28 protein-coding genes are annotated in these 26569 nt (G+C 60.5%); 14 read left to right on the top strand and 14 right to left on the bottom strand.

Annotation, left to right across the window (positions count from 1 at the left end; genetic code table 11):
• Nucleotides 1-165: 165 nt before the first annotated feature.
• The 5 genes from H9Q16_RS03080 (at nt 166) to H9Q16_RS03060 (ending at nt 5463) form a co-directional block, all read left to right on the top strand.
• On the top strand, nt 166-1506 hold the full coding sequence (locus tag H9Q16_RS03080; RefSeq protein ID WP_191073892.1) for a substrate-binding protein: 1341 nt from the start codon (nt 166-168) through the stop codon (nt 1504-1506).
• 108 nt (nt 1507-1614) lie between these two features.
• Nucleotides 1615-2646 carry a branched-chain amino acid ABC transporter permease gene (locus H9Q16_RS03075; RefSeq protein ID WP_191073891.1) on the top strand — a complete coding sequence of 344 codons (1032 nt, stop codon included), beginning with the start codon at nt 1615-1617 and terminating at the stop codon, nt 2644-2646.
• A 3-nt stretch (nt 2647-2649) separates the two neighbouring features.
• Nucleotides 2650-3861, top strand: a complete 1212-nt coding sequence (locus H9Q16_RS03070; protein ID WP_191073890.1) for a branched-chain amino acid ABC transporter permease — start codon at nt 2650-2652, stop codon at nt 3859-3861.
• 11 nt (nt 3862-3872) lie between these two features.
• Nucleotides 3873-4637 carry an ABC transporter ATP-binding protein gene (locus H9Q16_RS03065; RefSeq protein WP_191073889.1) on the top strand — a complete coding sequence of 255 codons (765 nt, stop codon included), beginning with the start codon at nt 3873-3875 and terminating at the stop codon, nt 4635-4637.
• A 73-nt stretch (nt 4638-4710) separates the two neighbouring features.
• Nucleotides 4711-5463: an ABC transporter ATP-binding protein gene (locus H9Q16_RS03060; RefSeq protein ID WP_191073888.1), complete on the top strand. Its 753-nt coding sequence runs from the start codon at nt 4711-4713 to the stop codon at nt 5461-5463.
• A gap of 241 nt (nt 5464-5704) precedes the next feature.
• Here H9Q16_RS03060 and H9Q16_RS03055 read toward each other — a convergent pair whose 3' ends face one another.
• Nucleotides 5705-7201 (bottom strand): class I adenylate-forming enzyme family protein, encoded by a 1497-nt coding sequence (locus H9Q16_RS03055; protein WP_191073887.1) that lies wholly within the window; start codon nt 7199-7201, stop codon nt 5705-5707.
• 141 nt (nt 7202-7342) lie between these two features.
• Between H9Q16_RS03055 and accB the strand changes: the two genes are divergently transcribed.
• Genes accB through aat form a run of 3 tightly spaced genes read left to right on the top strand, consistent with a single transcriptional unit; the run spans nt 7343 to nt 9843 of the window.
• On the top strand, nt 7343-7852 hold the full coding sequence (accB, locus tag H9Q16_RS03050; protein WP_191073886.1) for an acetyl-CoA carboxylase biotin carboxyl carrier protein: 510 nt from the start codon (nt 7343-7345) through the stop codon (nt 7850-7852).
• Between the two features lie 10 nt (nt 7853-7862).
• Nucleotides 7863-9215: an acetyl-CoA carboxylase biotin carboxylase subunit gene (gene accC, locus H9Q16_RS03045; RefSeq protein ID WP_191073885.1), complete on the top strand. Its 1353-nt coding sequence runs from the start codon at nt 7863-7865 to the stop codon at nt 9213-9215.
• Complete coding sequence (gene aat, locus H9Q16_RS03040) at nt 9208-9843, top strand: leucyl/phenylalanyl-tRNA--protein transferase (protein WP_191073884.1); 636 nt, start codon at nt 9208-9210, stop codon at nt 9841-9843. The genes accC and aat overlap by 8 nt, the downstream gene beginning before the upstream one ends.
• On the opposite strand, the gene H9Q16_RS03035 is transcribed toward aat, so the two are convergent.
• Together H9Q16_RS03035 and H9Q16_RS03030 are read right to left on the bottom strand one after the other, a co-directional pair.
• Complete coding sequence (locus H9Q16_RS03035) at nt 9807-10160, bottom strand: DUF2155 domain-containing protein (protein WP_191073883.1); 354 nt, start codon at nt 10158-10160, stop codon at nt 9807-9809. The genes aat and H9Q16_RS03035 overlap by 37 nt on opposite strands.
• A 31-nt stretch (nt 10161-10191) precedes the next feature.
• A complete protein-coding gene (locus H9Q16_RS03030) occupies nt 10192-10575 on the bottom strand; it encodes an NADH:ubiquinone oxidoreductase subunit NDUFA12 (protein ID WP_191073882.1) in 384 nt (127 codons plus the stop codon).
• A 165-nt stretch (nt 10576-10740) separates the two neighbouring features.
• Here H9Q16_RS03030 and H9Q16_RS03025 point away from each other — a divergent pair, with 165 nt between their 5' ends.
• On the top strand, nt 10741-12498 hold the full coding sequence (locus tag H9Q16_RS03025; RefSeq protein ID WP_191073881.1) for an FkbM family methyltransferase: 1758 nt from the start codon (nt 10741-10743) through the stop codon (nt 12496-12498).
• On the opposite strand, the gene H9Q16_RS03020 is transcribed toward H9Q16_RS03025, so the two are convergent.
• The 3 genes from H9Q16_RS03020 to H9Q16_RS03010 form a co-directional block, all read right to left on the bottom strand.
• On the bottom strand, nt 12495-12851 hold the full coding sequence (locus H9Q16_RS03020; protein ID WP_191073880.1) for a RidA family protein: 357 nt from the start codon (nt 12849-12851) through the stop codon (nt 12495-12497). The two genes, H9Q16_RS03025 and H9Q16_RS03020, sit on opposite strands and share 4 nt — an antisense overlap.
• A gap of 75 nt (nt 12852-12926) precedes the next feature.
• Nucleotides 12927-14192 (bottom strand): ATP-dependent Clp protease ATP-binding subunit ClpX, encoded by a 1266-nt coding sequence (clpX, locus tag H9Q16_RS03015; protein WP_191073879.1) that lies wholly within the window; start codon nt 14190-14192, stop codon nt 12927-12929.
• A gap of 135 nt (nt 14193-14327) precedes the next feature.
• The gene (locus tag H9Q16_RS03010; RefSeq protein WP_191073878.1) at nt 14328-14972 is read right to left on the bottom strand and encodes an ATP-dependent Clp protease proteolytic subunit; all 645 of its coding nucleotides are present in this window, start codon (nt 14970-14972) and stop codon (nt 14328-14330) included.
• A gap of 417 nt (nt 14973-15389) precedes the next feature.
• On the opposite strand from H9Q16_RS03010, the gene H9Q16_RS03005 reads away from it, so the two are divergent.
• Together H9Q16_RS03005 and H9Q16_RS03000 are read left to right on the top strand one after the other, a co-directional pair.
• Nucleotides 15390-15686: an ArsR/SmtB family transcription factor gene (locus tag H9Q16_RS03005; protein ID WP_191075141.1), complete on the top strand. Its 297-nt coding sequence runs from the start codon at nt 15390-15392 to the stop codon at nt 15684-15686.
• A 126-nt stretch (nt 15687-15812) separates the two neighbouring features.
• Nucleotides 15813-17840 carry a PhoX family protein gene (locus H9Q16_RS03000; RefSeq protein ID WP_191073877.1) on the top strand — a complete coding sequence of 676 codons (2028 nt, stop codon included), beginning with the start codon at nt 15813-15815 and terminating at the stop codon, nt 17838-17840.
• Between the two features lie 61 nt (nt 17841-17901).
• Here H9Q16_RS03000 and H9Q16_RS02995 read toward each other — a convergent pair whose 3' ends face one another.
• Nucleotides 17902-18957: a zinc ABC transporter substrate-binding protein gene (locus tag H9Q16_RS02995; protein ID WP_191073876.1), complete on the bottom strand. Its 1056-nt coding sequence runs from the start codon at nt 18955-18957 to the stop codon at nt 17902-17904.
• Between the two features lie 79 nt (nt 18958-19036).
• Between H9Q16_RS02995 and H9Q16_RS02990 the strand changes: the two genes are divergently transcribed.
• From H9Q16_RS02990 to H9Q16_RS02980, 3 genes are read left to right on the top strand one after another with little or no spacing between them, the layout of a single operon-like run.
• Nucleotides 19037-19513, top strand: a complete 477-nt coding sequence (locus tag H9Q16_RS02990; protein ID WP_191073875.1) for a transcriptional repressor — start codon at nt 19037-19039, stop codon at nt 19511-19513.
• Entirely contained in the window at nt 19510-20244 is a 735-nt protein-coding gene (locus H9Q16_RS02985) for a metal ABC transporter ATP-binding protein (RefSeq protein WP_191073874.1), read from the top strand. Before H9Q16_RS02990 ends, H9Q16_RS02985 begins: the two co-directional genes overlap by 4 nt.
• Nucleotides 20244-21032 carry a metal ABC transporter permease gene (locus tag H9Q16_RS02980; RefSeq protein WP_191073873.1) on the top strand — a complete coding sequence of 263 codons (789 nt, stop codon included), beginning with the start codon at nt 20244-20246 and terminating at the stop codon, nt 21030-21032. The genes H9Q16_RS02985 and H9Q16_RS02980 overlap by 1 nt, the downstream gene beginning before the upstream one ends.
• Here H9Q16_RS02980 and H9Q16_RS02975 read toward each other — a convergent pair.
• The 7 genes from H9Q16_RS02975 to H9Q16_RS02945 are packed head-to-tail and all read right to left on the bottom strand — an operon-like array spanning nt 21029 to nt 26552.
• On the bottom strand, nt 21029-21430 hold the full coding sequence (locus tag H9Q16_RS02975) for a RidA family protein (RefSeq protein ID WP_191073872.1): 402 nt from the start codon (nt 21428-21430) through the stop codon (nt 21029-21031). The genes H9Q16_RS02980 and H9Q16_RS02975 overlap by 4 nt on opposite strands.
• 26 nt (nt 21431-21456) lie before the next feature.
• Complete coding sequence (locus H9Q16_RS02970; RefSeq protein ID WP_191073871.1) at nt 21457-22146, bottom strand: ABC transporter ATP-binding protein; 690 nt, start codon at nt 22144-22146, stop codon at nt 21457-21459.
• A complete protein-coding gene (locus H9Q16_RS02965) occupies nt 22143-22895 on the bottom strand; it encodes an ABC transporter ATP-binding protein (protein WP_191073870.1) in 753 nt (250 codons plus the stop codon). Before H9Q16_RS02965 ends, H9Q16_RS02970 begins: the two co-directional genes overlap by 4 nt.
• Nucleotides 22888-23871 (bottom strand): branched-chain amino acid ABC transporter permease, encoded by a 984-nt coding sequence (locus tag H9Q16_RS02960; protein WP_191073869.1) that lies wholly within the window; start codon nt 23869-23871, stop codon nt 22888-22890. The genes H9Q16_RS02965 and H9Q16_RS02960 overlap by 8 nt, the downstream gene beginning before the upstream one ends.
• A gap of 1 nt (nt 23872) precedes the next feature.
• Nucleotides 23873-24790, bottom strand: a complete 918-nt coding sequence (locus H9Q16_RS02955; RefSeq protein ID WP_191073868.1) for a branched-chain amino acid ABC transporter permease — start codon at nt 24788-24790, stop codon at nt 23873-23875.
• Nucleotides 24787-25419: a LysE family translocator gene (locus H9Q16_RS02950; RefSeq protein WP_216859285.1), complete on the bottom strand. Its 633-nt coding sequence runs from the start codon at nt 25417-25419 to the stop codon at nt 24787-24789. The genes H9Q16_RS02955 and H9Q16_RS02950 overlap by 4 nt, the downstream gene beginning before the upstream one ends.
• The gene (locus H9Q16_RS02945) at nt 25407-26552 is read right to left on the bottom strand and encodes an ABC transporter substrate-binding protein (protein WP_191073867.1); all 1146 of its coding nucleotides are present in this window, start codon (nt 26550-26552) and stop codon (nt 25407-25409) included. Before H9Q16_RS02945 ends, H9Q16_RS02950 begins: the two co-directional genes overlap by 13 nt.
• Nucleotides 26553-26569 lie beyond the last annotated feature (17 nt).

Below are 26569 nucleotides of genomic sequence, written 5' to 3'. Positions count from 1 at the left end.
CAAGAATTCGATACCTATTGCGAAGATATTTACAGAATTTCGCTGTAGATCAAGGGGCTTATTGAACAGTTTTCAGAAATAGCGCGATAACAGGTTTGCATTCAATGCGCCGTGCGAGCGCCCGAATAAGAAGCGCTGCACGTCTTTATCAATTGGGAGGAATACATGTCATCTTCAAAACTGACACGTCGTGGCTTGATCAAAACCAGCGCAATCGCTGCTGGTGCCGGTCTTGCGCTGCCGACGTACCTGCGTGCGGACGGCCATTCGGGCTTTACCAACGCACCAACAGGCGACACGGTCACGCTGGGCTTCAACGTGCCCCAGTCCGGCCCCTACGCCGAAGAAGGCGCGGATGAACTGCGCGCCTATGAACTGGCGGTCGAGCACCTCAATGGCGGCGGCGACGGCGGCATGATGAACACCTTCAGCTCCAAGGCGCTGCAGGGTAACGGCATCATGGGCAAGAAAGTTGAGTACGTAACCGGCGATACCCAGACCAAGTCTGACGCCGCACGCGCATCCGCCAAGTCCATGATCGAAAAAGACGGCGCGGTGATGATCACCGGCGGGTCGTCTTCGGGTGTGGCCGTGGCCGTACAGGCGCTTTGCCAAGAGGCAGGCGTGATCTTCATGGCGGGCCTCACGCACTCCAACGACACCACAGGCAAGGACAAGAAGGCCAATGGCTTCCGCCACTTCTTCAACTCCTACATGTCCGGTGCGGCCCTCGCGCCGATCCTGTCGGCAAACTACGGCAATGACCGCAAGGCCTATCACCTGACTGCTGACTACAACTGGGGCTACACCACCGAGGAAGCGGTCCGCACCTCGACAGAAGCTCTGGGTTGGGAAACCGTCGCCGCTGTGAAGACACCGCTGACGCAAACCGACTTCAGCTCCTACATCGCGCCGGTCCTGCAATCGGGTGCCGACGTGCTGGTGCTGAACCACTACGGTGGCAACATGGTGAACTCGCTGACCAACGCGGTCCAGTTCGGCCTGCGCGACAAGCAGGTCAACGGCAAGAACTTCGAGATCATCGTGCCGCTCTACAGCCGCCTGATGGCCAAGGGTGCGGGTGCCAACGTGAAAGGCATCTTCGGCTCTACCAACTGGCACTGGTCGCTGCAGGACGAAGGTTCAAAGGCCTTTGTGAAATCCTTCGGCACCAAATACGGCTTCCCCCCCTCCCAGGCGGCGCACACCTGCTACGTGCAGGCGCTGCTTTATGCGGATGCGGTGGAACGCGGCGGGTCCTTCAACCCCTGCGCCGTGGGCGAAGCGCTCAAGGACTTCCAGTTCGATGGCATGGGCAACGGCCCAACGCTCTATCGCGGCGAAGACCACCAGTGCTTCAAAGACGTGCTGGTCGTGAAGGGCAAGGAAAACCCCGAGTCCGAATTCGACCTTCTCGAAATCGTCGAAGTCACTCCGGCCGCACAGGTCACCTACGATGCCTCCATCTTTGGTGGCGATCTGGGCGAGTGCAACCCGGGCGCCTAAACGCCCGCGACAGCCAAATGAATTGGCAGGGCGCGCTTGTGCGCCCTGCCCCCCAACAACCCGGTTACGCCAGGCAGCGCGTAAGCGGAACGGTTCGAGGTGGCGACAATGGACGCAATCCTTCTGCAAATTCTCAACGGCTTGGACAAGGGCTCCGCATATGCGCTGATCGCCCTCGGCCTGACCCTGATCTTCGGCACCCTTGGCGTGGTGAACTTCGCCCATGGGGCGCTCTTCATGATCGGGGCCTTCTGCGCCGTCACCCTCAGCCGCATCCTGACGCTCAGCCACCAGGTCGTCGATGAAACCCGCAAGGACTTCCTCGGCAATCCTCTCCAGGTGGACGTGCCCTACGTCTATGACTGGTTCGGAGAGGCAGGCGGCAGCGCCATCATAGACTGGGCGGTGCCGCTCTCGATCCTCTTCGCGATCCCGATCATGCTGCTGATCGGCATCATCATGGAACGCGGCCTGATCCGCCATTTCTACAAACGCCCTCACGCAGACCAGATCCTCGTGACCTTCGGCCTTGCGATCGTGCTGCAGGAAGTCATCAAGTATTACTACGGCGCAAACCCGATCCCGACACCGGCCCCGGCGGCCTTTACCGGCTCGTTCGACTTCGGCGCAGCCCTCGGATTTGACCCCAATACGATCATCTATCCCTACTGGCGCATCATCTACTTTGCCTTCGCGGCCCTCATCATCGGCGCGGTCTTTGCCTTCTTGCAATTCACCACGTACGGCATGGTCGTCCGCGCCGGCATGGCAGATCGCGAAACCGTGCAGCTTCTGGGCATCGACATCGACAAGCGCTTTACCATGATGTTCGGCATCGCAGCCGCGGTGGCAGGCCTCGCTGGGGTGATGTACACGCCGATCAACTCGCCGAACTATCACATGGGCATGGACTTTCTGGTGCTCAGTTTCGTGGTGGTCGTGGTGGGCGGCATGGGCTCTCTGCCCGGCGCTGTGCTGGCAGGCTTCCTGCTTGGCATCCTGGAAAGCTTTGCCTCCATGAAAGAAGTGCTCGAGCTGCTGCCCGGGATCAACCAGATCATCATCTACCTGGTGGCGATCATCATTCTGCTGACCCGCCCCCGTGGCCTGATGGGCCGCAAAGGCGTGATGGAGGAATAGACCATGTTTGGACTGAACAAGAGAGACACCGGCCTGATCGCGATCGTGACCGTTCTGGTCATCCTCGCCCCCTTCATCCTCAACCCCTTCCCCGAAGGGTCGGCGATGGCGCAGTTCAACGCAGGCTACCCCGACCTGATGCAGCGCTTCGTGATCTTCGGCATCTTCGCCATCGGTTTCAACCTGCTCTTCGGCCTCACAGGCTACCTCAGCTTCGGACACGCCGCGTTTCTCGGGGTGGGCTCATACGGGGCGATCTGGATGCTCAAGCTCTTTTCGCTCAACGTGATCCCCTCGATCATCATGGGTGTGATCGTGGCGGGTATCTTCGCGCTGGCGGTGGGCTTTGTGTCGCTGCGCCGCTCGGGCATCTACTTTTCGATCCTGACACTGGCCTTTGCCCAGATGTCCTATGCGCTGGCCTACTCGGTGCTGACACCGATCACGGGCGGTGAAACCGGCCTGCAGATCAAATCAACCGACAGCCCCCTGCTGTCCAACCTCGAACCCGGCGAGATCGGACGCGCCAGCCTCTTTGGCCTCGACATGCGCTCCAGCTTCGAGATCGAGATGGGCGACTGGCTCTTCACCTTCAACACCGGCTACTACCTTGCCGGCATCGTGATGATCCTGGCCTTTTACCTCGCGATCCGTATCACCCGCTCGCCTTTCGGCATGATGCTGCGCGCAATCAAATCCAACCAGCAGCGCCTGAACTACACCGGCCTCAACGCGCGCCCCTACACATTGGCGGTCTTCGTGATCTCAGGCATGTACGCGGGCCTCGCCGGTGGCCTGATGGTCGCCATGGATACCCAGGTGGGCCCCGAACGCATGTTCTGGACCGCCAGCGGCGAGGTCGTGCTGATGACAATCCTCGGCGGTGCAGGCACCCTGATCGGGCCGGTGCTGGGCGCAGGCTTCATCAAGTACATGGAAAACATCATCTCCAAGATCAACAAGGGCATCCTTGAGCAATGGTTCGCCTTCATGCCCGATGGCATCGAAGACCTGCTGATCACCCTCGTCTACCCCTTCGTGGGCAAGGGCTGGCACCTGACGCTGGGCCTGATGTTCATGGCCGTGGTGATCTTCCTGCCCGGCGGCCTCGTCGAGGGCGGACAGCGCATTGGCCGTGTCTTCCGCCGCCGCGACCGCAAATCCGAACACGCCGAGGCGGACGCCGCCAAACAGCGCAACACCCCTGCCGAATAAGGAGCCGCATCATGGGCATTCTCGAAGTCAAAAATGTCGGCAAGCGCTTCGGCGGGTTGCAGGCGCTCAATGACGTCAACCTCAGCGTGGCGGAAAACTCGGTCCACGCAATCATCGGCCCCAACGGGGCGGGCAAATCCACCCTGCTGAACTGCTTTGTCGGCAAGCTGATTCCTGACACCGGATCAGTCATGTTTGATGGTCAGTCGGTCCTGGGCCGCAAACCCTATGAGATCAACCAGATGGGCATCTCCCGCGTGTTCCAGACACCCGAGATCTTCGCCGACCTCACGGTCATGGAAAACATGATGATCCCCTGCTTTGCCAAGCGTGACGGCGCCTTTCGGATGCACGCCATCGAAAGCATTCCGAACGAAAAGGACATCATCGCAAAAGCCGAGCACATGCTGGAAGACATGAACCTGTCGGATCACCGCGACATGCACGCCGCCTCCATGTCGCGCGGCGACAAGCGCCGGCTTGAGATTGCCATGTGCCTGGCCCAGGACCCGCGCCTGCTGTTGCTGGATGAACCTACCGCCGGCATGGCCCGCGCGGATACCAACAACACCATCGACCTGCTCAAACGCATCAAGGACGAACGCGACATCACCATCGCGATCATCGAACACGACATGCACGTGGTCTTCAGCCTCGCCGAACGCATCACCGTGCTGGCGCAGGGCACGCCGCTGGTCGAAGACACGCCTGACAACATCAAGGGCCACCCCAAGGTCCGCGAAGCCTACCTGGGCGAAACCCAAACCGCCGCCTGACCGACAGGTCACGCAAACCACCTCGTAGGGCGGGGTTCACCCCGCCACCCCCTTGCTACCAAGGACACCCGCCATGAACACCGCCGCACTGGACAAAAACGCCAACCACGCCGCCACCGCCCCGGCCTATCTGTCGGTCTGGGATTTGCACGCCTACTACGGCGAAAGCTATATCGTGCAGGGCATCAGCTTTAACGTCCACGAAGGTGAAATCCTCGCACTTCTGGGCCGCAACGGCGCAGGTAAAACCTCGACGCTGCGCGCCATCGCGCGCATGGCCGAACCAGAGGCCCGCAAGGGCGAGATCTGGCTCGACCACCAGGCGTTGCATAAGATGTCCAGCCACGAAGCCTCGCGGGCAGGCCTCGGCCTTGTGCCCGAAGACCGCCGCATCATCCCCGGCCTCACGGTCGAGGAAAACCTCAAGCTCGCCCAGATCGCCCCGCCCATCGGCTGGTCGCTGGACCGCATCTATGACCTCTTTCCCCGCCTCAAGGAACGCCGCACGCAGGACGGCGTCACGCTTTCAGGCGGCGAACAGCAAATGCTCTCCATCGCCCGCGCCCTGGCGCGCGACATCAAGGTTCTGCTGCTCGATGAACCCTACGAAGGTCTGGCCCCGGTGATCGTGGACGAAATCGAAAAGACCCTGAACATCATCCGCGATCAGGGCCTGACCACCATTCTGGTCGAACAGAACGCCCTGCGCGCCCTGCAACTGGCCGACCGTGCCGTGATCCTCGACACCGGCGGCATCGTCTTTGACGGCACCGCTAGGGAAGTGTTGGAGAACGACGAGCTGCGCGCGGAATATCTGGCGATCTGATCCGCAAACGGTCTCAGCCAAGCCAGAACCACGACCCCCGGCGCGCACCTTCGGCGTTAACCGGCTGGCAACCCTTCTGCGCCGCACGCCATGTTAACCGGCCTCAATACCCCTGCTGAACCGACGGGATACCGACGCTATACCGACAAGATACCGACGTGATTTTGCGCCCCGAAACCCTTGTTAATCAGGGGCCACGCCTACGATTCGCAACTGCGCAACGCTGTGGTCACCGCGCGCGCTACAACATCTCGCGCAACGCGGTCTTCAGGACCTTCCCGTAGTTATTTTTCGGCAACTCCTCCAGCCGCACATAGCCCTTTGGCCGCTTGAACCGCGCGATGTTTTCCAGACAAAGCGCATCAAGGTCACCCTCCGCCGCGTCGCCCACAATAAAGGCGACAACCTCCTCCCCCCACTCAGGATGGGGCCGCCCCACAACAGAGGCTTCAACCACCTGCGGATGCTGCATCAGCACCTCTTCCACCTCGCGCGGATAGACGTTTGAGCCGCCCGAGATGATCATGTCCTTGCTGCGATCCTGCAGGGTCACAAAGCCTTCCGCGTCCATCCAGCCCATGTCTCCGGTCATCAGCCAACCGTCCTGAATTGTCTTCTCCGTCGCCTGTGGATTGCGCCAATAACCGGGCATAACCGTCTGACCCCGAACCATAATTTCGCCATGCGCCCCAACGGGCAATGGGTGCCCATCTGCGCCCCCGATCCGCACCTCAACCGCCGCCTGCGCCACCCCGACTGAGGCCAGCCTTTCGCTCCAGCGCGGATGGGCACGGTCACTGACGACGGCATGCGGCATCACGGTTATCCCCATCGGGCATTCGCCCTGCCCATAGATCTGCGCAAAGACATCCCCGAAGGTGTCGACCGCCTCGATGATATCGGCGTTATACATCGGCCCGCCCGCATAAACGATCGTGCGCAGCCCCTCTCCGGCCCAGCCCACCGCCTTGGCGAACTGAGTCATCCGTTTGACCATTGTGGGGGCCGCAAACATGTGCACCGCGCCGTAATACGTTGAAAGCTCTGCTATTTCCGCCGCATCAAACCCACCGGACGCGGGGCACACATGGCGCGCGCCCGCCCGCACGTGCATCAGGTTGTAGATCCCCGCGCCGTGGCTCATCGGGGCTGCATAAAGGGCCGCATCCTGTGCCCGGACAGGCTCCACATCCGCCTCGTAACACAGCGCCATAGCCCTCAGCATACCATGGGTGATCATCACCCCCTTGGGCTTGCCCGTGGTACCCGATGTATAAAACAACCACGCCAGATCGTCGTCCCGCCGATGAACCATATTTTCCAACGATGTAAAGGCCTTGATAGCCTCCAGCTCCGCGCCCGGCGCCTCGACAACCGCCCCCTTGAACCCGGCATCCACCAAAGCACTTGCCAGCGACGCGGACGCAAAGACGCATGCCACTTCCGCATTTTCCAGAATGAACACCGCCTCACGCCCGTGCAGTTTGGCGTTGATCGGCACGACGACCGCCCCGGCCATCCAAACGCCATAGAAAACAACCAGATAGTCGGGGCAATTGCCCATAAAGATCGCCACCCGGTCCCCCGGCTGCACTGCCTGCGCGGTCAGCCACCCCGCCACGCGTGCCGCCTGATCCGCAAAGGCCGCATAGTCGGCAACCTGCTCGGTTCCCTCAAAAAGCGCCGGCGCTTCCGGTGACAGCGCCGCCCGACGCGCAAGCCATGTCGCTAGGTTCATACAGCGTCCCCTTTTGACCACCATGCCAAGCCTTTAACCCCCGGGCAACTGGCGGCTTTCCATGTAATCGCCGTTGTCCTATAACCAAGCAGAGCACCAAGACGGCAACGAACCGTCTGCCCCCGAACGGTCGAGGACTAAATGACAAAAAATACCCACGACGCAGACGTCGCCTTTATCAAGGCGCTGGCGGAATTGCTGAATGAAAACGACCTGACAGAATTGCAGGTCAAGCGCGACTACGCCGAAGACGACAGCCTGAATGTCCGCGTCAGCCGCAAACCTCCACAGCAGATCATGGGCCACATGCCCGCAGCCCAAATGGCCGCCCCGGCACCCGCCGCCGCACCGTCTGCGGCCCCCGCCGCGGCCGCCGTCCCCGCCACAGAGGCCGCCGGCGATGACCCGGCAGATCACCCAGGTGCCGTTACCTCGCCCATGGTGGGCACGGTCTACATGCAGGCTGAACCGGGCTCGCCCGCCTTTATCTCGGTTGGGGCCAAGATCGCCGAAGGCGACACGCTGCTGATCGTCGAGGCGATGAAAACGATGAACCACATCCCCGCGCCGCGCGCAGGCACGATCAAGCGTATCCTGGTGGGCGACGGCGACGCGGTGGAGTTTGGCGCCCCGCTTGTGATCATCGAATAAGGCGCGGATAATGTTCAACAAAATCCTTGTTGCGAACCGGGGCGAGATTGCGTTGCGCGTGATCCGTGCGGCGCGCGAGATGGGCATCCAATCGGTCGCGGTGCATTCCACCGCAGACAGCGATGCGATGCATGTGCGCATGGCTGATGAAAGCGTGTGCATCGGCCCGCCCTCCTCCACCCAGTCCTACCTGTCGATCCCTGCCATCATCGCCGCCTGTGAAATCACCGGGGCCGAGGCGATCCACCCCGGATACGGGTTCCTCTCCGAAAACGCCAACTTCGTGCAGGTGATCCAGGATCACGACCTGACCTTTATCGGCCCCACGGCCGAACACATCCGCGTCATGGGCGACAAGATCACCGCCAAGGACACCATGAAAAAGCTCGGCGTGCCGTGCGTGCCCGGATCCGAAGGCGGAGTGGCATCGCTGGAAGAGGCTAAAGCTTTGGGCGAAGAGATGGGCTATCCCGTCATCATCAAAGCCACTGCAGGCGGCGGCGGCAAAGGCATGAAGGTCGCGAATTCCGCCGCAGAAATGGAGCGCGCCTTTATGACCGCGCGCGCCGAAGGCAAGTCAAACTTTGGCAATGATGAAGTCTACATCGAAAAATACCTGACGACCCCGCGCCACATCGAAATTCAGGTCTTTGGCGATGGCAAAGGTCGCGCCGTGCATCTGGGCGAACGCGACTGTTCGCTGCAACGCCGCCACCAGAAGGTCTTTGAAGAAGCCCCCGGCCCCGCGATCAGCGAAGAAGAGCGCGCGCGCATTGGCAAGACCTGCGCCGATGCCATGGCCGACATCAACTACATTGGCGCGGGCACGATCGAGTTCCTTTATGAAAAAGGCGAGTTCTACTTCATTGAAATGAACACAAGGTTGCAGGTGGAACATCCTGTTACCGAAGGGATTTTCGGAGTTGACCTCGTGCGCGAACAGATCCGCGTGGCAGCAGGCCTGCCAATGGAATTCACACAGGAAGATCTCAAGATCAACGGCCACGCGATTGAAGTTCGCCTGAATGCCGAGAAACTGCCGAACTTCCGGCCCTCGCCGGGCCGTATCAGCCAGTATCACGCGCCGGGTGGCCTTGGTGTGCGCATGGACTCAGCCCTTTATGATGGCTATTCGATCCCGCCCTACTACGACAGCCTGATTGGCAAACTGATCGTCCATGGCCGCGACCGTCCCGAAGCGCTTGCGCGTCTGGGGCGCGCCTTGGGCGAATTGATCATCGATGGTATCGACACCACGGTGCCGCTCTTCCATGCGCTGCTCGCCGAAGAGGCCATTCAGACCGGTGATTACAACATTCACTGGCTGGAACACTGGCTGGAAACAAACCTGGGTGATGGCTGAGCTGACGCCGGAACTGCTGCTGCATGGCTATTCCATCGGTATTTTCCCGATGGCCGAACATCGCCACGACCCGGAGGTCTTCTGGGTCGATCCGCGCCGCCGTGGCGTCATGCCGCTAGACGGCTTCCACCTGTCCCGCTCGACCGCAAAGGCGATGCGCAAAACCTCCTTCACCGCCAGCATCGACCGCGACTTTGTGGGCGTGGTGACCGCGTGCGCAGACCGCATAGACACCTGGATCAACGATGAAATCGCAAGTCTTTACAAAGACCTGCATGACAAAGGTCACGCACATTCCGTGGAGATCTGGGACGGAGACGCGCTGGTGGGCGGCGTTTATGGCGTGACGCTTGGAGCAGCCTTTTTCGGTGAAAGCATGTTCTCGCGTCGCACCAACGCATCAAAGATGGCGCTTGCCGCACTCGTTGACCGACTGAACTGCGCCGGGTTTACACTGTTCGATACGCAGTTTCTGACCGACCATCTGGCGTCACTGGGGGCTCAGGAAATCAGCCGCGCCACTTATCACGCACGACTTGAGACAGCCACGGCGCGACAGGCACAGTTTACCCGCCCGCCTGACGCCACACTTCAGGAGGTCGTGCAGCGCATCACCCAGACGTCGTAGCGCGGATGTTCCATCGCGGATAGCGCTGGCGCGGACGCGATCATCCACCCCGAAAAAATAGTCCCGGCCCGCCCCGTTTCAGAGATCTCAAGCGCAGCATAGGCATTTCCCGATGGGTTTCCTTCGGGATAGCGGCAGTCATTCAGCACAATCTCAAGAGGACCCAACTGCGCAACCGATCCGGCTGGAATCTCGATATCGGTGGTCTGGCCCGAGGTCTTGTCGAGCGCCCTCAGCACCCCGCCAGCGGCGCTCACAACCTGCTGCGCACTTGCTGCGCACCCCACAAAAACAAGCGGTATCAGATACTTCCACATCACAGTTGATCTTTCATCGCGCGGGCGAATGTTACTCGGGCGTCCAGGCCTCGTAGTCCGACCGATCCGCCGGATCGCGTCGTCGAATTGACCCGGCAGGCGCATACGCCAGCGGTGTCCCGGTCAGGTTCTCAAGATGGGGTTTCTCCCAATCCTTCTTGACCAAAGGCTTGTCCGTAGGCGTTTCATCCCACGTTCGGTGCAGCCAGCCATGCCAATCGGGGCTCACCCGGCTGGCTTCCATATCGCCGTTGTAGATCACCCAGCGGCGGCTGTCGTCGGCGTTGCGGTAATAAATGTTGCCCTGATCATCCTCGCCCACCTTGTTGCCGCGGCGCCATGTGAACAGCTGCGTGTTCAGGGTCTGTCCCTCCCACCAGGTCAGTCCGCGAAAAATGGTGTTGAGAATGCCCATGATCGGCCTCCGCTCTCGGTTACCCGCCTTATGCACTAGCGCGCAAACCGCGTCCAGTGTTGCACCAAAGACTCCGAGCCTGAACTGAGTTGAACGTGGCAGGCGCGTCGACGTGGCCTGTTAACCTGCAACGCTGTAATGTGATGAAAAGCAGAGGCGAAGCAGATGGAAAACGCGTCACGCGTGGCCGCAGAATGCCACGGTGTCAAAGTACCCGACAGTCCGATGATCACGCCGGAACGTGCCGCGCGGATCAATGCGGCGCGCTATGAAGGGCAGGAAATCGCTGGTGCGCTCGATGTGATCCGGCCCGGTGATCATGTACTTGAGTTGGGCGCAGGTATCGGCCTGGTAGGGGCTATCGCCGCGAAAAAGGCGCGCCCTGCGAAGGTGTTATCATTCGAAGCTAATCCTGGCCTCATCCAGCACATCAACGCGCTTTATGCGCTGAACGATCTTCAGCATATTATCGAGGTTCGCAACGAGGTGTTGATCAGCGCGCCGGACGCGCCCGAATACCTGCCGTTCCACATTCGGAATTCCTACCTTGGCTCATCGCTTATCGACAGCGATAAACGCGCAACGACCCGGGTTGAGGTACCAACAGCCGCCTATGAGGACGTGCGCGAAGGCTTTGCGCCAACGGTCCTGTTGATGGATATCGAAGGCGGTGAGCTCGACTTTCTGCGCCATGCCAACCTTGACGGTATTCGCGCCATCGTCATCGAATTCCACCCAGAGGCCTATGGCAAGGACGGCATGCGCACCTGCAAAGCCATCCTTGAGCGCGCCGGGTTTGCAAAGGTGCCCGCACATTGCACCCGCCACGTCTGGACCTGCACCTTTGATGCCGAAGTTCAGCCGCCGCAGCCAGATGCGGGTTGGGCGGTTGAAACAAGCACACTGGAGAACGCCCTTATTGTTCCCCCGACAGAACAGAAATTTGTGCAACCCGCGGGCGTACTGCGCGCGGACGGCAAGTACCACGCCGCCGGGGCGCTGTGGCGCAACGGGCGTGCCCTGACCATTGCCCCGGACCCACCCGCGAACGCAACCGCCACGCGAGAAGGCACGTGGCTATGGGGCGGTGTGTTATGGATGCATTTTGGTCATTTTCTTGTTGAAAGCACCTCAAGGCTTTGGGCCCTCAACACCCTGCAAGATCAGATCGACGGCGTATTGTTCGTGCCAAAACGCCCGAGGAACGGCACGGAAGTACATGAATTTCAAAAAGAGTTTATCTCACTGCTCGCGCCCGATATGCCCGTGGAATGCATTGCCGAGCCCACCAAAGTCGAGCGGTTGATTGTGCCCGGACAGGGATTTGGTTTGGGCAAAATGATTGCCGGAACGGATGCCTTTCGCGCCGCGATCACTGCAGATTTCGCAACGGATATTGCTCCCGACGGGCCCGAAAAGCTTTACATCAGCCGCAGCGGTTTGCCTGCTGGTCGGGGCAATCTGATCGGCGAGACTGAATTGGAGGCCCATCTTAGCGCGCAGGGTTATGCGATCTATCACCCCCAGAACCACAGCCTGACCAACCAGATCGCCACCTACAAGGCGGCAAAGCATATCATCGCCGCCGAAGGATCGGCGCTGCACCTGCTGGCAATGGTCGCGCGACCGACACAGCATGTGGCAATTATCGTCAGGCGCCCGTCAGGGGCCACCCGCAATCTGGAGCAGCATTTGCAGTCGTTTGCCGGGATTACCCCGGTCACGCTGTCCCAACTCACCCGGTCATGGAAACCCCTCGGGGCTGCCAAACCGCGGCTTTGGAAAGGGGAACTGGACATGCCCGCCCTGCAACAGGATTTGATCGCGGCCGGATTTATCGGGGCGTCGAAGACAACGTGGGATCCGCTTGACCCATCCGACGTGCAGTCCCGCCTTGGCGACAAGTTCGAGGAAGTCGCCTAGGACGGCTTATAGGCCGTCACTTCAATCTCGATCAGGTCTTCAGGGGTGATCAACCCGCATTCAATCATGGTGGCGACCGGTGGGTGATCTGCAAATGCTTCGCGCAGCAATGGCCAGCAGGCCTCAAACTCCGAACGGTCCGGCAGCATGTAGGTCACGCGCACCACGTCCGCAAACGACGCGCCGACTTCTTCCAACGCTGCACCAATGATGCGAAGGGCGTCCGCACATTGCGCGACTGTTGTGTCGCCTTTGCCGCAGGTGCCCGCGACATGCACCCAGTCCCCGGCCACCACTGCACGGCAATAGCCAATCTTGGGCTCGAATTCACCACCTGAATGTATCCGTTTCATCTTTTGCGCCTCCCTGAACGTGATCAGGGCGCACCCATGGCGCGCCCCGTCAAAAACCCATCACACAGACATCGCTTATCCAGCGGATGCCGGCTCTTTTTCTGCTTCCGCGTGAATCATCAACGGTGCGGCATCCGAAACGACCGCCTCTTCGTTGACCACAACCTCGGTCACGCTGTCCATGCCAGGCAGGTCAAACATCGTGTCCAGCAAGATGTCTTCAAGGATGGACCGCAGACCGCGCGCACCCGTCTTGCGTTCAATGGCCCGTTTGGCAATGGCCGCCAGCGCATCGTCTGTAAAGCTGAGCGCGGTATCCTCCAACTCGAACAGGCGCTGGTACTGCTTGACCAATGCGTTCTTGGGCTGGGTCAGGATCGTGACCAGCGCATCCTCATCCAGATCTTCAAGCGTTGCCAGCACTGGCAGACGTCCGACAAACTCCGGGATCAGGCCAAAGCGCAGCAGATCCTCTGGTTCAAGATCGGTGAAAATCTCGCCCACGCCGCGCTCGTCATTGCCGCGCACATCCGCGCCAAAGCCCATCGCAGAACCCTTGCCGCGTGCCGCGATGATCTTGTCGAGGCCCGCAAAGGCACCACCACAGATAAACAGGATGTTGGTCGTATCAACCTGCAGGAATTCCTGCTGCGGATGCTTGCGCCCCCCCTGTGGCGGAACAGATGCAACCGTCCCTTCCATCAGCTTCAAAAGCGCCTGCTGCACCCCCTCGCCCGATACATCGCGGGTGATTGACGGGTTTTCAGACTTGCGCGTGATCTTGTCGACCTCGTCAATATAGACGATCCCGCGTTGAGCGCGTTCAACATTGTATTCCGAGGCCTGCAAAAGCTTGAGAATGATGTTCTCAACGTCCTCGCCCACGTACCCGGCTTCGGTCAACGTCGTTGCATCCGCCATGGTAAAGGGCACATCCAGGATCCGCGCCAAAGTCTGCGCCAGCAATGTCTTGCCGCACCCGGTGGGTCCGATCAGCAGGATGTTGGATTTGGCCAGTTCGATATCCCCGCCCTTCTGGGCGTGGTTAAGGCGCTTATAGTGGTTGTGCACGGCAACCGACAAAACGCGTTTTGCCGTGGCCTGCCCGATCACATAATCGTCCAGCACCTCGCAGATATCCTTGGGCGTTGGCACGCCGTCTGTAGCCTTGAGGCCCGAAGCCTTTGTTTCCTCACGGATAATATCCATGCACAGCTCAACGCATTCATCACAGATGAAGACCGTCGGCCCCGCAATCAGCTTGCGCACCTCATGCTGGCTTTTGCCGCAGAAGCTGCAATAGAGGGTGTTCTTGCCATCGCCGCCTGATTTATTAGACATCTCAACCCTTTCAGGTCTTCGTGTGTTTCGTGCCGCGTGCTGCGTCACAGCAGGTTCACGCGCAATTCTAGGACAGAGCCCCCGCAGCCACAATCGCAAAATCAGCGATCAGTCAGATCGCGCGGGGACGGATGCTTATTTGCCCTTTTCGGCGTCAGGGTCGTCTTCTTTGCCGCGGCTTTCCACGATCTCGTCAATCAGACCCCATTCCTTGGCCTCGTCAGGCGACATGAAGTTGTCCCGCTCCAACGCTTCTTCAACTTTCTTGAGGGTTTGCCCGGTGTGCTTGACGTAAATTTCATTGAGGCGCGTCTTGAGTTTCTGGGTTTCCTGCGCGTGGATCATGATATCGGTCGCCTGTCCCTGATATCCGCCCGACGGCTGGTGCACCATCACGCGGCTGTTGGGCAGCGAAAAGCGCATACCGGCCTCACCCGCGGTCAGCAACAGCGAGCCCATCGATGCCGCCTGACCGATCACCAGCGTAGACACCTTGGGACGGATGTACTGCATGGTGTCATAGATCGACAATCCTGATGTAACAACGCCGCCTGGGCTATTGATATACATGGATATTTCTTTGGACGGGTTTTCCGCCTCAAGGTGCAAAAGCTGTGCCACAATCAGCGATGACATGCCGTCATGCACCGGACCGGACAGAAAGATGATCCGCTCTTTCAGCAGGCGGGAAAAGATGTCGTAGGCGCGTTCGCCACGGCTGGTTTGTTCCACCACCATGGGGACAAGCGTATTCATATAGGTGTCGATGGGATCGTTCATTAGGCCTGCCTCAATGTGCGTTCGCCGGAGAATACCAGCGAACCATTACTCAGAGATTAGTGGTCCCCCTTGGGGGCTTCAAGGGGGGTCAGTGGGCCGATTGCGGGTTTCGGGAAAGAAGCATCACACCAGATCTGCGTGCCGGTTTGGCGCGACAGCCCGCGCGTTGATCCTGAACACTCCCCACCCCGACGCTTGAAAAAGCCAACCGATCACATTAGGCAAGTGACCATTGCCAACACCACAATCGCCCGGCAGCCCATTTTCTGCCCGGCTGCCTGCAACAGTATCAGGCTGTCACCGCCGGGTTTCCGGCATTTTTTCACGGTCTGCCCGCCAGCAGAACGCAAAGTTTTTTCCAAGGACCTCCGCATGGGTCGCGATCCTGAGAGCACGCCAATCACCCCCCCATCCGACATGGGCGAGATGCGGTCAAAGGCGCTGGAAGCGGCCAATTTCCTCAAGGCCATCAGCCATGAGGGGCGGCTGATGATCCTGTGTTACCTGGTTGATGGCGAAAAATCCGTGTCAGAGCTTGAGGACCTTCTTGCAGCCCGACAAGCAGCCGTCAGCCAGCAATTGTCACGTCTGCGCCGCGAAGGTCTGGTGTCCACGCGGCGCCAGGGCAAGACGGTTTACTACTCCTTGTCCGGTGATCGCCCGCGCAAAATGCTCGAGACGGTCCATGGCCTTTTCTGCGCTCCTTCCGACTGACTTGGCTGGTCACAAGCCGCATCGGCAGCCAGTCGCCGATGCGGATTATGGGGGTGACCTGTCATACCACTGTGACAGAATCAGTGCACTTCAGTGCCACCCATTGTTATTCATCAAGGACAGACCATGACACGTGACCGCATCATCTTTGATCCTGCCATCGGCAACAAGGCTGAGGCCTATGAAGCCTTTGACGACATTCCGACAAATCCGAACCTTGGCCGCACGATCGGCGATGTGATCAACGCACGGTATGGCCGCCGTGACGTGCTGCGCGGAATGCTGGGCGTCTCGGCCACGACGGCGCTCTTTGGCACGGCGGCGATGATCGCGCCTCAACCCGCCGCGGCAGATGGGCAGACGCCAAGCCGCTACAAATTTGACGAACTGCCCTGGGGCAATGACACCACCCACCACATCGCTGATGGGTATGACGCGCAGGTCCTGATCCGCTGGGGGGATCCGGTGCTGGCCGATGCCCCGGACTTTGACGTGATGAACCAGACCACTGCCGCACAGCTCAAACAGTTTGGCTATAACAACGACTATGTCGGCTTTGTCCCGTTGAACGCAGACAGCACGCGAGGGTTGCTCTGTGTGAACCACGAATACACCAACGAAGAGGTCATGTTCCCCGGCCTTGGCCGGCAGGATCGCGCCGGGTTCGAAGGGATGACGCAGGAACTCGTCGATATCGAAATGGCAGCCCACGGCGGGACAGTGGTTGAAATTGCCAGAGGCGTCGATGGCCAATGGGCGGTGATCCGGAATGGTCAGATGAACCGGCGCATCCAACCGTTTGATACGAAAATGACTTTCAGCGGTCCCGCCGCCGGTCACGACCGCCTGAAAACAAACGACGATCCCGACGGCATGACCGTCATTGGCACTGTCAACAATTGCGCCGGTGGCATGACCCCCTGGGGCACATGGTTGATGGCCGAAGAAAACTTTCACGGTTATTTCTGGTCTGACAATGTCGATGCTGACGGCAAACCAGTGATCGACGAACTCAGCGACGAGGCGCGCTCCTACCGCCGCTACGGCGTCCCGGGCCGCTGGTATGCCTGGGGTAAATTCTATGACCGCTGGAACGTCGACCGCGAACCCAACATGCCTAACAAATGGGGTTGGGTGGTCGAGGTCGACCCCAAAGACCCTACCTCAACCCCCGTGAAACACACCGCACTTGGCAGGTTCCGGCACGAAGGGGCCGAGACGACCATCGCGTCCGACGGCAGGCTGGTGGTTTACATGGGTGACGACAACAGGTTCGACTATCAGTACAAATACGTCTCGGATGGCATTGTTTCGGAAGACAATTCCGCGAATAGTGACCTGCTTGTGAACGGAACGCTTTACGTCGCGCGCTTTGATGCAGACGGGACAATCGCGTGGTTGCCGCTGGTGCATGGTCAGGGGCCGCTGACACCTGAAAATGGTTTTGCGGATCAGGGCGACGTGATGATCGATACCCGCCTCGCGGCGGATCTGTTGGGCGCCACTCCGATGGACCGTCCTGAAGACGCGGAACCGCGTGGCGACGGCACAGCCTATATCATGCTGACCAACAACACCCGCCGTAAAGAACCCAACGCCGCCAATCCGCGTGCAGACAGCAGTTTTGGCCACATCATCGAAATCAAGGAAGATGGTGGTAATCACGCAGCAACCAGCGGCACATGGTCGATCCTGGTGAAATGCGGCGATCCGAATATCGCGGCGGTCGGCGCGGCCTGGAATCCTGACACGTCTGAAAACGGCTGGTTTGCCTCACCGGACAATTGCGCGATCGACGCTGACGGGCGGCTTTGGATTTCCACAGACCAGGGATCCAATTGGGGCAAGACCGGCAAGTCTGACGGGCTTTATGCGCTTGAAACAGAAGGTGATGCGCGCGGCACGTCCAAGCTGTTCTTCCGCTGCCCGGTGGGAGGAGAGCTTTGCGGGCCCTACTTCACCGACAACAACGAAACGCTTTTCCTGGCGGTCCAGCACCCCGGTACCGACGGCACCAAGAATTTCGCTGGGTTCGAGCGCAACTCGACCTTCGAAGATCCCGCGACCCGCTGGCCCGATTTCGATGACGCCATGCCGCCGCGTCCCTCCGTTCTGGTGGTCACGAAAAAGGGCGGCGGCAAGATTGCGGTCTGACCCGGAAACAGAGATGCCCATTCTCAACCGGGGCCGTGCAATACGCACGGCCCCGCTCTATTTAGCGCGAAAGACAGTGCGCGATGTTATTCGAAAGCTCTGTTAAAAGATGTTCGTAACCCTTTGGCACACCAACAGTATGCGCCCCGATCAAATCAATCTCGACAATCTTTATATCAAGCCCTTCAATCACCGTTTCCAGCAGTCGCAGGTCTGACTGCGGCTCAACAAGAGCGCAGTGAACGTCGCTTTCCTGCAATGCAGCGCGCAAGTCCGCGACACGGGCCGGACCGGGCGCATCATCTTCGCTGTCACTGACCGCACCCTGCGCCGCAAGACCATAACGGGCTTCGAAATACTGCAGACCGTCATGCAGGATCAGGAACGGCGCATCCCTTACCGGGGCCAATTGTGCCTCGATTTGTGCGTCCACCGCCGACAGGCTTTCACCGGCGGCTTGGGCATTTGCCAGATAGCGCTCTGCATTGTCGGGGTCCTGCTGACCCAACGCGACAGCGATTTGCGTCATCCAAAAAATGGCATTGCTTGCATCCAGCCACTGATGCGGATCGATCCCACCACTGGCGGCATGGTCGTGATGCCCGTCTTCCTCGTGGGCATGGTCTGCGTGGTCTTCCGCCTTGTGGTCGTGTTCTTCGTGTTCGTGACCTTCGTGATCGTGGCCTTCATCGGCATGCTCGGCGTGACCCTCCTCTTCGTGCGCATGGTCTTTGTCCTGCCCGTGATCATGCCCGTGGTCGTGACTGTCAAAAAACGCACCCTCGCGAATGGCCAATGCAAGGGTTCCGGGCAGATCCTGCAGCCTTATGTCCCGCGCATCCGAGGCCAGCGACGTGATCGGTTCTTCCAGCCACGGTGTCAGCCCCGGCCCCATCCAGATCACGATGTCAGCCTCTGACAGCATCCGCGCCTCGGACGGGCGCATGGCGTGGTGATGCGGAGAGGCGGTCGCGGGCACCACAAGATCGGGCGTGCCAATGCCTGCCATCACTTCGCTGACAAGCGCATGTACCGGCGCGATATCAGTCGCCACTTTTGGTGTTTCGGCTAAAGCCGCGCCGGAAAGGCACAACAGGGCAATGACATTTCGCAGCATGGGAATTCCTTCTATAACGAGTCAGGTCACTTGCTAGCGTGAATGTTATAACATATCAATATGGTGACAAGGAGAAACCATGACCGCCCTCGGATTTGAACACCACGACCACCGACAGTGCGTGACATCAACGCTTGCCAAGGCAGAAACGCATTGCGCGAATGCAGGCCTGCGGTTGACACCGGTCCGACGGCGCGCGCTTGAGATCCTGCTGGCTGAACACCGCGCGCTGGGGGCCTACGATCTGCTGGCAGTGCTGGCAAAGGAAGGCCTGGGCGCGCAGCCCCCGGTGGCCTACCGGGCGCTGGATTTTCTGGTCTCGGCGGGGTTTGCCCACAAGATCGAAGCACTGAACGCCTATATTGCCTGCGCGCATCTGGGCGCCGATCATGCGCCCGCCTTTCTGATCTGTCGCACCTGCCGCTCTGTCGCGGAAACTGATACGGCGCCAGCCAAGGGCCGCCTTGGCGAGGCGGCCCGCGCCGCCGGGTTTGAGATCGAGCGCACGGTGATCGAGGCAACAGGCCTCTGCCCCAGCTGTCAGGACGCCGCATGAGCCTGATCGCCACCAGCGGCCTTGAACTGCGCCATGCCGGGCAGGTCATCCTGCACGACGTCAATTTCAGTATCCACGCAGGCGAGATCGTGACGATCGTCGGCCCAAACGGTTCTGGAAAATCCAGTTTCTTGCGCGCTCTGGTGGGCGCGATGCCTGTGGCGCGTGGGTCGGTGACCCGCAAAAGTGGTCTGCGCATCGGCTATGTACCGCAGCGCCTGCAGATCGACGCCACCCTGCCCCTGACGGTGCGGCGTTTTCTGAACCTGCCAAAGCGGCAAAGCGAGGCGACGGTGCACAAGGCCCTGACCCGCGCAGGCGTCGATGCCCTGGCAGATCGGCAGATGACAGCGCTTTCCGGGGGGCAGTTTCAGCGCGTTTTGCTGGCACGTGCGCTTCTCAATGACCCTCACATCCTCATTCTGGATGAAGCCACCCAGGGCCTTGACCAACCCGGCGCCGCGGCCTTTTACGCCCGCATTGAGGAAGTGCGCCGCGATCTGGGCTGCGCGGTGCTGATGGTCAGCCATGATCTGCACGTCGTCATGGCGGCCTCGGATCGGGTGATTTGCCTTAATGGCCACGTCTGTTGCGAGGGCACGCCAAAGGTGGTGGCGGATGCACCCGAGTACCGGGCGCTCTTTGGAACCGGCACGCAGGGCACGCTGGCGCTTTATCGTCACGATCATGACCACGGGCATGATCATCACCATCACCACGATCACGACTGATGCTGGATGATTTTGTTGTCCGCGCGGCCCTCGCAGGCCTTGGAGTTGCCCTGGCGGCGGCCCCCTTGGGGTGTTTCGTGGTCTGGCGGCGCATGGCCTATTTCGGGGATGCCACCAGTCACGCGGCCTTGCTGGGCGTTGCACTGGCGCTGGCCCTTGAACTGCCCATTTTTGCCGGGGTGCTGATTGTCGCGCTTAGCATGGCGCTGGTGGTCAGTGCACTGGCGGAACGCCATGTCAGCACCGACGCGCTGCTGGGCGTGCTGGCCCATGCAGCGCTGGCCTTCGGCCTCGTTTCCCTCTCGTTCCTGCCCGGGCGCGCGGTTGATCTGAGCGTCTATCTCTTTGGTGAAATCCTCGCGGTCACGCGGGCCGATCTGGCCTTGATCTGGGGGGGTGCCTGCGTGGTCGTGGGCCTTCTGGCATGGCGCTGGCAGGCCCTGCTGACCGCAACACTGAACCCCGATCTGGCCCATGCGGCGGGCGGCAATCCCCGGCGCGAACAGCTTGTGCTGACCCTCACTCTGGCGATCGTCGTCGCCGTCGCGATCAAGGTCGTGGGGGCACTGCTGATAGCCGCTTTGCTGATCATTCCGGCGGCAGCGGCACGCCCCCTTGCACGTACGCCCGAATGGATGGCGATCTGGGCCGTGATTCTGGGCGCAGGTGCAGCCCTTGGCGGCCTGCAACTGTCGTTTCTTTTTGACACGCCAACCGGGCCCAGCATCGTCTCACTGGCAGCGGTGTTTTTTGTCACCACAACCGCTTTGGCAGCTCTGCGGCGCTAGGCTTGAGCGATATGCGCTGTCGCCTCAATCTCGACCCTGGCCTCGTCCTCGACCAGCCCGGCGACGACGACCATCGCCATGGCCGGAAAATGGCGCCCCATCACCTCGCGGTAGGCGCGTCCCACATCCGCCTGCGCGGCAAGGTATTCCTTCTTGTCCGTCACATACCACGTCAGGCGGGTGATATCTTCGGGCGTGCCCCCGGCGGCCTCAACGACTTCGCGGATGTTCATCAGCGCCTGCCGCATCTGCCCGATAAAGTCATGGGCCTCAAAAACCTGCTGTGCGGTCCAGCCGATCTGGCCGCCGACATAGAGATGCCCATCCTTGCTCAGCACGCCATTGGCATAGCCCTTGGCAGGCAACCAGCCCTCGGGTTGAATGATACGATGTGCCATGGGGCACCTCCTTGTCATGCGGGGCCTCAGACCCCCAGAAATTGATCCGCGACGACGCGATCCAGCGCATCTATGCCACCCGACCAGACCGTCCGGCCACGCTCAAGAATGACAGCCTTGTCTGCGACGCGACGCAACTCGGCGAGGGATTTATCAACAACCAGCAGCGCCAGACCGGTATCACGCTTGAGGGTCGCCACAGCGGCCCAGATTTCCTGCCGCACCACGGGGGCAAGCCCCTCTGTCGCCTCGTCCAGCATCAGCAGCGTCGGGTTGGTCATCAGCGCGCGCCCGATGGCGAGCATCTGCTGCTCGCCGCCAGACAGCGAGGCCGCAACCTGATCTCGACGTTCGCCCAACCGCGGGAACAAGTCGCAGACTGCTGCATAATCCCATGCGCCCGGCCGCGCTGCGGCATGCAGATTCTCATGTACCGTCAGCGGGCCAAAACATCGCCGCCCTTCTGGCACCAGCCCCAAGCCCGCCTGCGCCGCCTTGTGTGGTGGCAAATTGCCAATGTCACGCCCATCAAACTGCACGGTACCGCCGGAGTGCTTCAGCAACCGGCAGATCACCTTGATAGTCGAGGATTTGCCCATCCCGTTGCGCCCCATCAGCGCCAGCACCTCGCCGGCCTCCAACGCCAGATCAACGCCGAAAAGCGCCTGGCTTGGACCATAGGCGGCGGTGATCCCGGTGAGGCTCAGAAAGCTCATGCCTCTTCCTCCTCGCCCAGATAGGCCTCGCGCACCGCCGGGTCCGCCTTGATCTCGTCTGCTGTGCCGGTGGCGATGACGCGCCCGTAGACCAGCACACTGATCCGGTCCGCCAGCGCAAAAACCGCATCCATGTCATGCTCTACCAGCAAAATGGGCGCCTCGCTGCGCAAACCATCCAGAAAACCGGTCATCCGTTGTGATCCCGATGCACCCAGCCCCGCCATGGGTTCATCCATCAGGAATACCTTGGGCGACAGCGTCAGTGCGACAGCCACTTCTAACTGCCGCCGTTGTCCATGGCTCAGATCCGCCGTGCGTTTGGCGGCATGCGATTCAAGGCCCACCCGGGTGAGGGCCGTCATCGCCCTGTCCCGCAAATCATTGCGCGCCATGATGGGGCGGAAAAAACGCATTACCCCCCCGTCCTGCCCCAGCGCGCCCAGCAGGACATTTTGCAGCACCGTATATTCCATCGCCAGCGACGAGATCTGAAAAGTTCGCCCCAGCCCTGCGCGCGCCCGCGCCACGGTCGACAGCGGCGTCACATCGCGCCCCGCAAAATGCACGCTGCCCGCATCAGACCGCAGCCCGCCCGCGATCTGCTTGATCAGCGTGGACTTGCCCGCGCCGTTTGGCCCGATCAGCGCGTGGATTTCGCCAGCGCGCAGGGTCAGCGACACATCATCCGTCGCCTTGAGCGCGCCAAAGCTTTTCTTCAGGTTGCGGATGTCCAGCAGATCACTCATGCGCCACCTCGCGGCCCGACAGCAGCCCGATCAACCCGCCCCGCGCAAACAGCACGACCAGCAACAGCAAGAGGCCCAGATAGATGTGCCAATAGGCGCTGAGGCCGCCGAGCACATGCTCAAGCAACACATACAGCATCGCCCCCGCCACTGGCCCATAAAGACGCCCAACCCCGCCAAGAATGCAGAAAACGATCAACTCGCCCGATAGATGCCAGCTGAACATCGTCGGGCTGACAAAGCGGTTGAGATCGGCAAAAAGCGCACCGGCCAGCCCTGTCATTGCACCGGAAATCACGAAAGCGACCAGTCGGATCCGATAGGGGCCAAGGCCCACTGTCTCGACCCGTTCCGCGTTCTGTCGCGCTGCAGACAGCGCCAGCCCAAAGGCCGACCGTGCCAGCCGCCACGCCAGAAAAATACCCACCGTCAGCACCGCAAAGGCAATCAGGAAAAACTGCACCGGGTCCAGCGTATTCAGACCCGGAAAGCCGTTACGCACATAGATCGACAGCCCGTCTTCGCCACCATAAGCGGGCCATGAGATCGCGAAGTAATACAGCATCTGACCGAACGCCAAGGTGACCATGATGAAGTAGACGCCAGAGGTGCGCAGCGACAGCGCCCCAATCGCCAAGGCCGCCAACGCAGACGTCACAAGTGCCACCAGCCAGATCACCGGCATCGACTTGGTACCCTCGATCAGAAACGGCACCTCCATCAGTGGCGCATAGCTTTGCGCATGAGAGGCGAGAATGCCCATCGCATACCCCCCCAGCCCAAAGAAGGCCGCATGGCCAAAGCTGACCAACCCGCCCAGTCCAAGTGCGATGTTCAGCCCTACCCCCGCCAGCGCCAGGATCGCGGCCTTGGTGGCCAGCGTGATGATGAAGGGCTCATCCAGCAGCCAGGCCGCCAGCACCGTCACCGGCAGCAAGGCAAAGAGGAAAATGTTGACGGTACGTTCGGAAATCATCTCAGGCCTTTCCGAACAAGCCGGTGGGTTTGAACAACAACACCCCCGCCATCAGGATGTAGATCGACATCGTCGCCAACGCAGAGCCCACCGCCGTGGCACTGGATTGATCCATGAAGCTGGCAAAGAAGATCGGCAGCAACACCGATCCCAACGTATCCGTCAGTCCCACCAGCAGCGCGCCCACCAGCGCGCCCTTGATGGATCCGATCCCGCCGATCACGATGACAACAAAGGCAAGGATCAGAACCGGCTCGCCCATGCCCACCTGGACCGACTGAATGGCCCCCACCAGCGCGCCAGCCAACCCGGCGAGCGCCGCTCCAAGGGCAAACACCATCGTGTAGAGCTTGGAGATGTCGACACCAAGGGCCGCGATCATCTCGCGGTCCGCCTCGCCTGCCCGTATCTGAATGCCGATCCGGGTCTTGGCGATCAGCGCAAAAAGACCAGCGGCAATCACCAGCCCGACCGCTATGATCAGCAGCCGGTACGCCGGATACAGAATGCCCCCCGGCAGCGTCACCGGACCAGAAAGCGCCGCAGGCACATCCAGATACAGCGGGAAAGACCCGAACACCCACCTTGTGCCTTCCGAAAAGATCAGGATCAGCGCAAAGGTCGCCAATACCTGGTCCAGATGATCCCGGTCATAAAGCCGTCGGATCACCACCAGCTCGATAATGGCACCCGCCGCCGCCGCCGCAACCAATGCTGCAACCAGCGCCAGCACAAACGACCCCGTTGCCGCTGCGACCGCTGCCGCTGCAAACGCGCCCACCATGTAAAGCGACCCATGGGCGAGGTTGATCAGCCCCATCACGCCAAAAATCAGCGTCAGACCCGCCGCCATCAGAAACAGCATGATCCCCGACTGCAGGCCGTTCAGCACCTGTTCGATCAGTAGGATTGTGCTCATGTCAGGCGCTGCGCCAAGACGCTAAAACCAAGCCCGGCAAAGGCCAGCGCGCTGACCCCGTGAATGGTTCGCGCCGCCCTGCGATAAAAAGCGCGCGGTCCGGCGCGCGAAAAGAGCACTGCATACCCCAGGAAAACCACCGCGCTTTGCGCCCCCACTGCCGCAACCACGATCGCAAGCCCGCCGGCTTGGGTTTCGGGCGAAAGGATCATCGCGTATAGCGCGCCAAAGAATAGATACGCCTTGGGGTTGGTCAAATGCAGCAGCAACCCCCGTCGATAGGCACCGCGATCAACCGCGATGCCTGTTTGTGTCATGCCGCCACGCCAAGCTGCGCGCGCGGCTTTGAATGCAAGCCACAGCAGATAAAGGCCGCCAATCACGCGAACCGTTTCGATCATCCAGCCGTATTGCAGCGCAAGCGCCGCCAGCCCTGCCGCTGCCGAGATCGACCAAAACAGCGACCCAGTCAGCACCCCTGCAGCCAGCCGCATCGCAGGCCCTGCGCCCCGCGCCATTGCCGTCGTGGCAATGGCAAGGGTTGCAGGCCCGGGCGAGGCTGAGGCGACAAGGGCGACCAACAGGATCGCAGGAAGGCTTGCAAGCACGTCCATGATTACATGGAGCACTCAGCGCCGTAGACATCCGTGTGATCAGACGCGGCCACACCCAGCGATTTGTTCGTCACAACATCGCCTTCCTTGACCACTTCACGCATGTAGATGTCCTGCACGGGATGCTGATTGGCGCCAAAGCTGAACTTGCCCCGCACCGATTGGAAATCAGCCTCGGCCAGTGCAGCGCGGAACGCATCTGCGTCTTTCACATCCGCCTTTGCCGCAGCGGATGCCAACAACAGACCTGTGTCATACCCCTGTGCTGCATAAAGCGACGGAAGACGGTCATATTCGGCCTGAAACGCCTCTACAAATTCGGCATTGCCCGGGACATCCAGATCCTTGGACCAATGCGAGGTGTTCTTTACGCCCAATGCTGCGTCGCCAATTGCACCCAGAATCCCCTGATCAAAGCTGAACGCCGGGCCCATGACGTTCTTGTCGACGCCAGAGCCTGCATATTGCTTCATAAAGGAAATCCCCATGCCACCGGGCAGGAAGAAATAGACCGTATCCGCATCAGACGCACGGATCTGCGCAATCTCTGCGGCATAATCGGTCTGACCCAGCTTGGTATAAACCTCTTCGGTCACGGTGCCTTCATAGGTCCGCTTGAACCCCGCGATCATGTCCTGACCCGCCGGATAATTCGGCGCCATCAGGAACACCTTTTCAATTCCGTTCTCGTTGGACCAGGCACCCGCTGCCTCGTTAAAGGCGTCGTTCTGCCAGGAGACGTTGAAATACAAAGGATTACAGCCCTTACCCGCCAAGGCAGACGGCCCCGCATTGGGCGACAGATAGAATTTACCCTGCGCGGTCGCGGCAGGGACCACGGCCATCGCGAGGTTCGACCAGATGATGCCCGTCAGCACGTCAACTTTCTCGGATTGGATCATCTTGTCGGCAAGCTGCACGGCAATCTCAGGCTTGCGCTGGTCATCCTCGACCACCAATTCAATCGCCTCATTGCCCTTGACCGCCAGCATGAAACCGTCACGCACATCCAGCCCAAGACCCGCACCGCCGCCCGAAAGCGTGGTAATCATGCCCACCTTGACCTTGCCTCCGTGGCCGTCCGCCTGGACACCCCCCGCTGCCAGCGCGGCAAAGCCCGCCGCCATTACAAGTGAAGTGAATTTCATTGTCTTCTCCCTTGGTT

The sequence above is a fragment of the Sulfitobacter aestuariivivens genome, from assembly GCF_014763045.1.
GTDB lineage: Bacteria > Pseudomonadota > Alphaproteobacteria > Rhodobacterales > Rhodobacteraceae > Sulfitobacter > Sulfitobacter aestuariivivens.
Note: the sequence above shows the minus strand (reverse complement) of the source record. Positions and strands in the feature narration are given on the sequence as shown.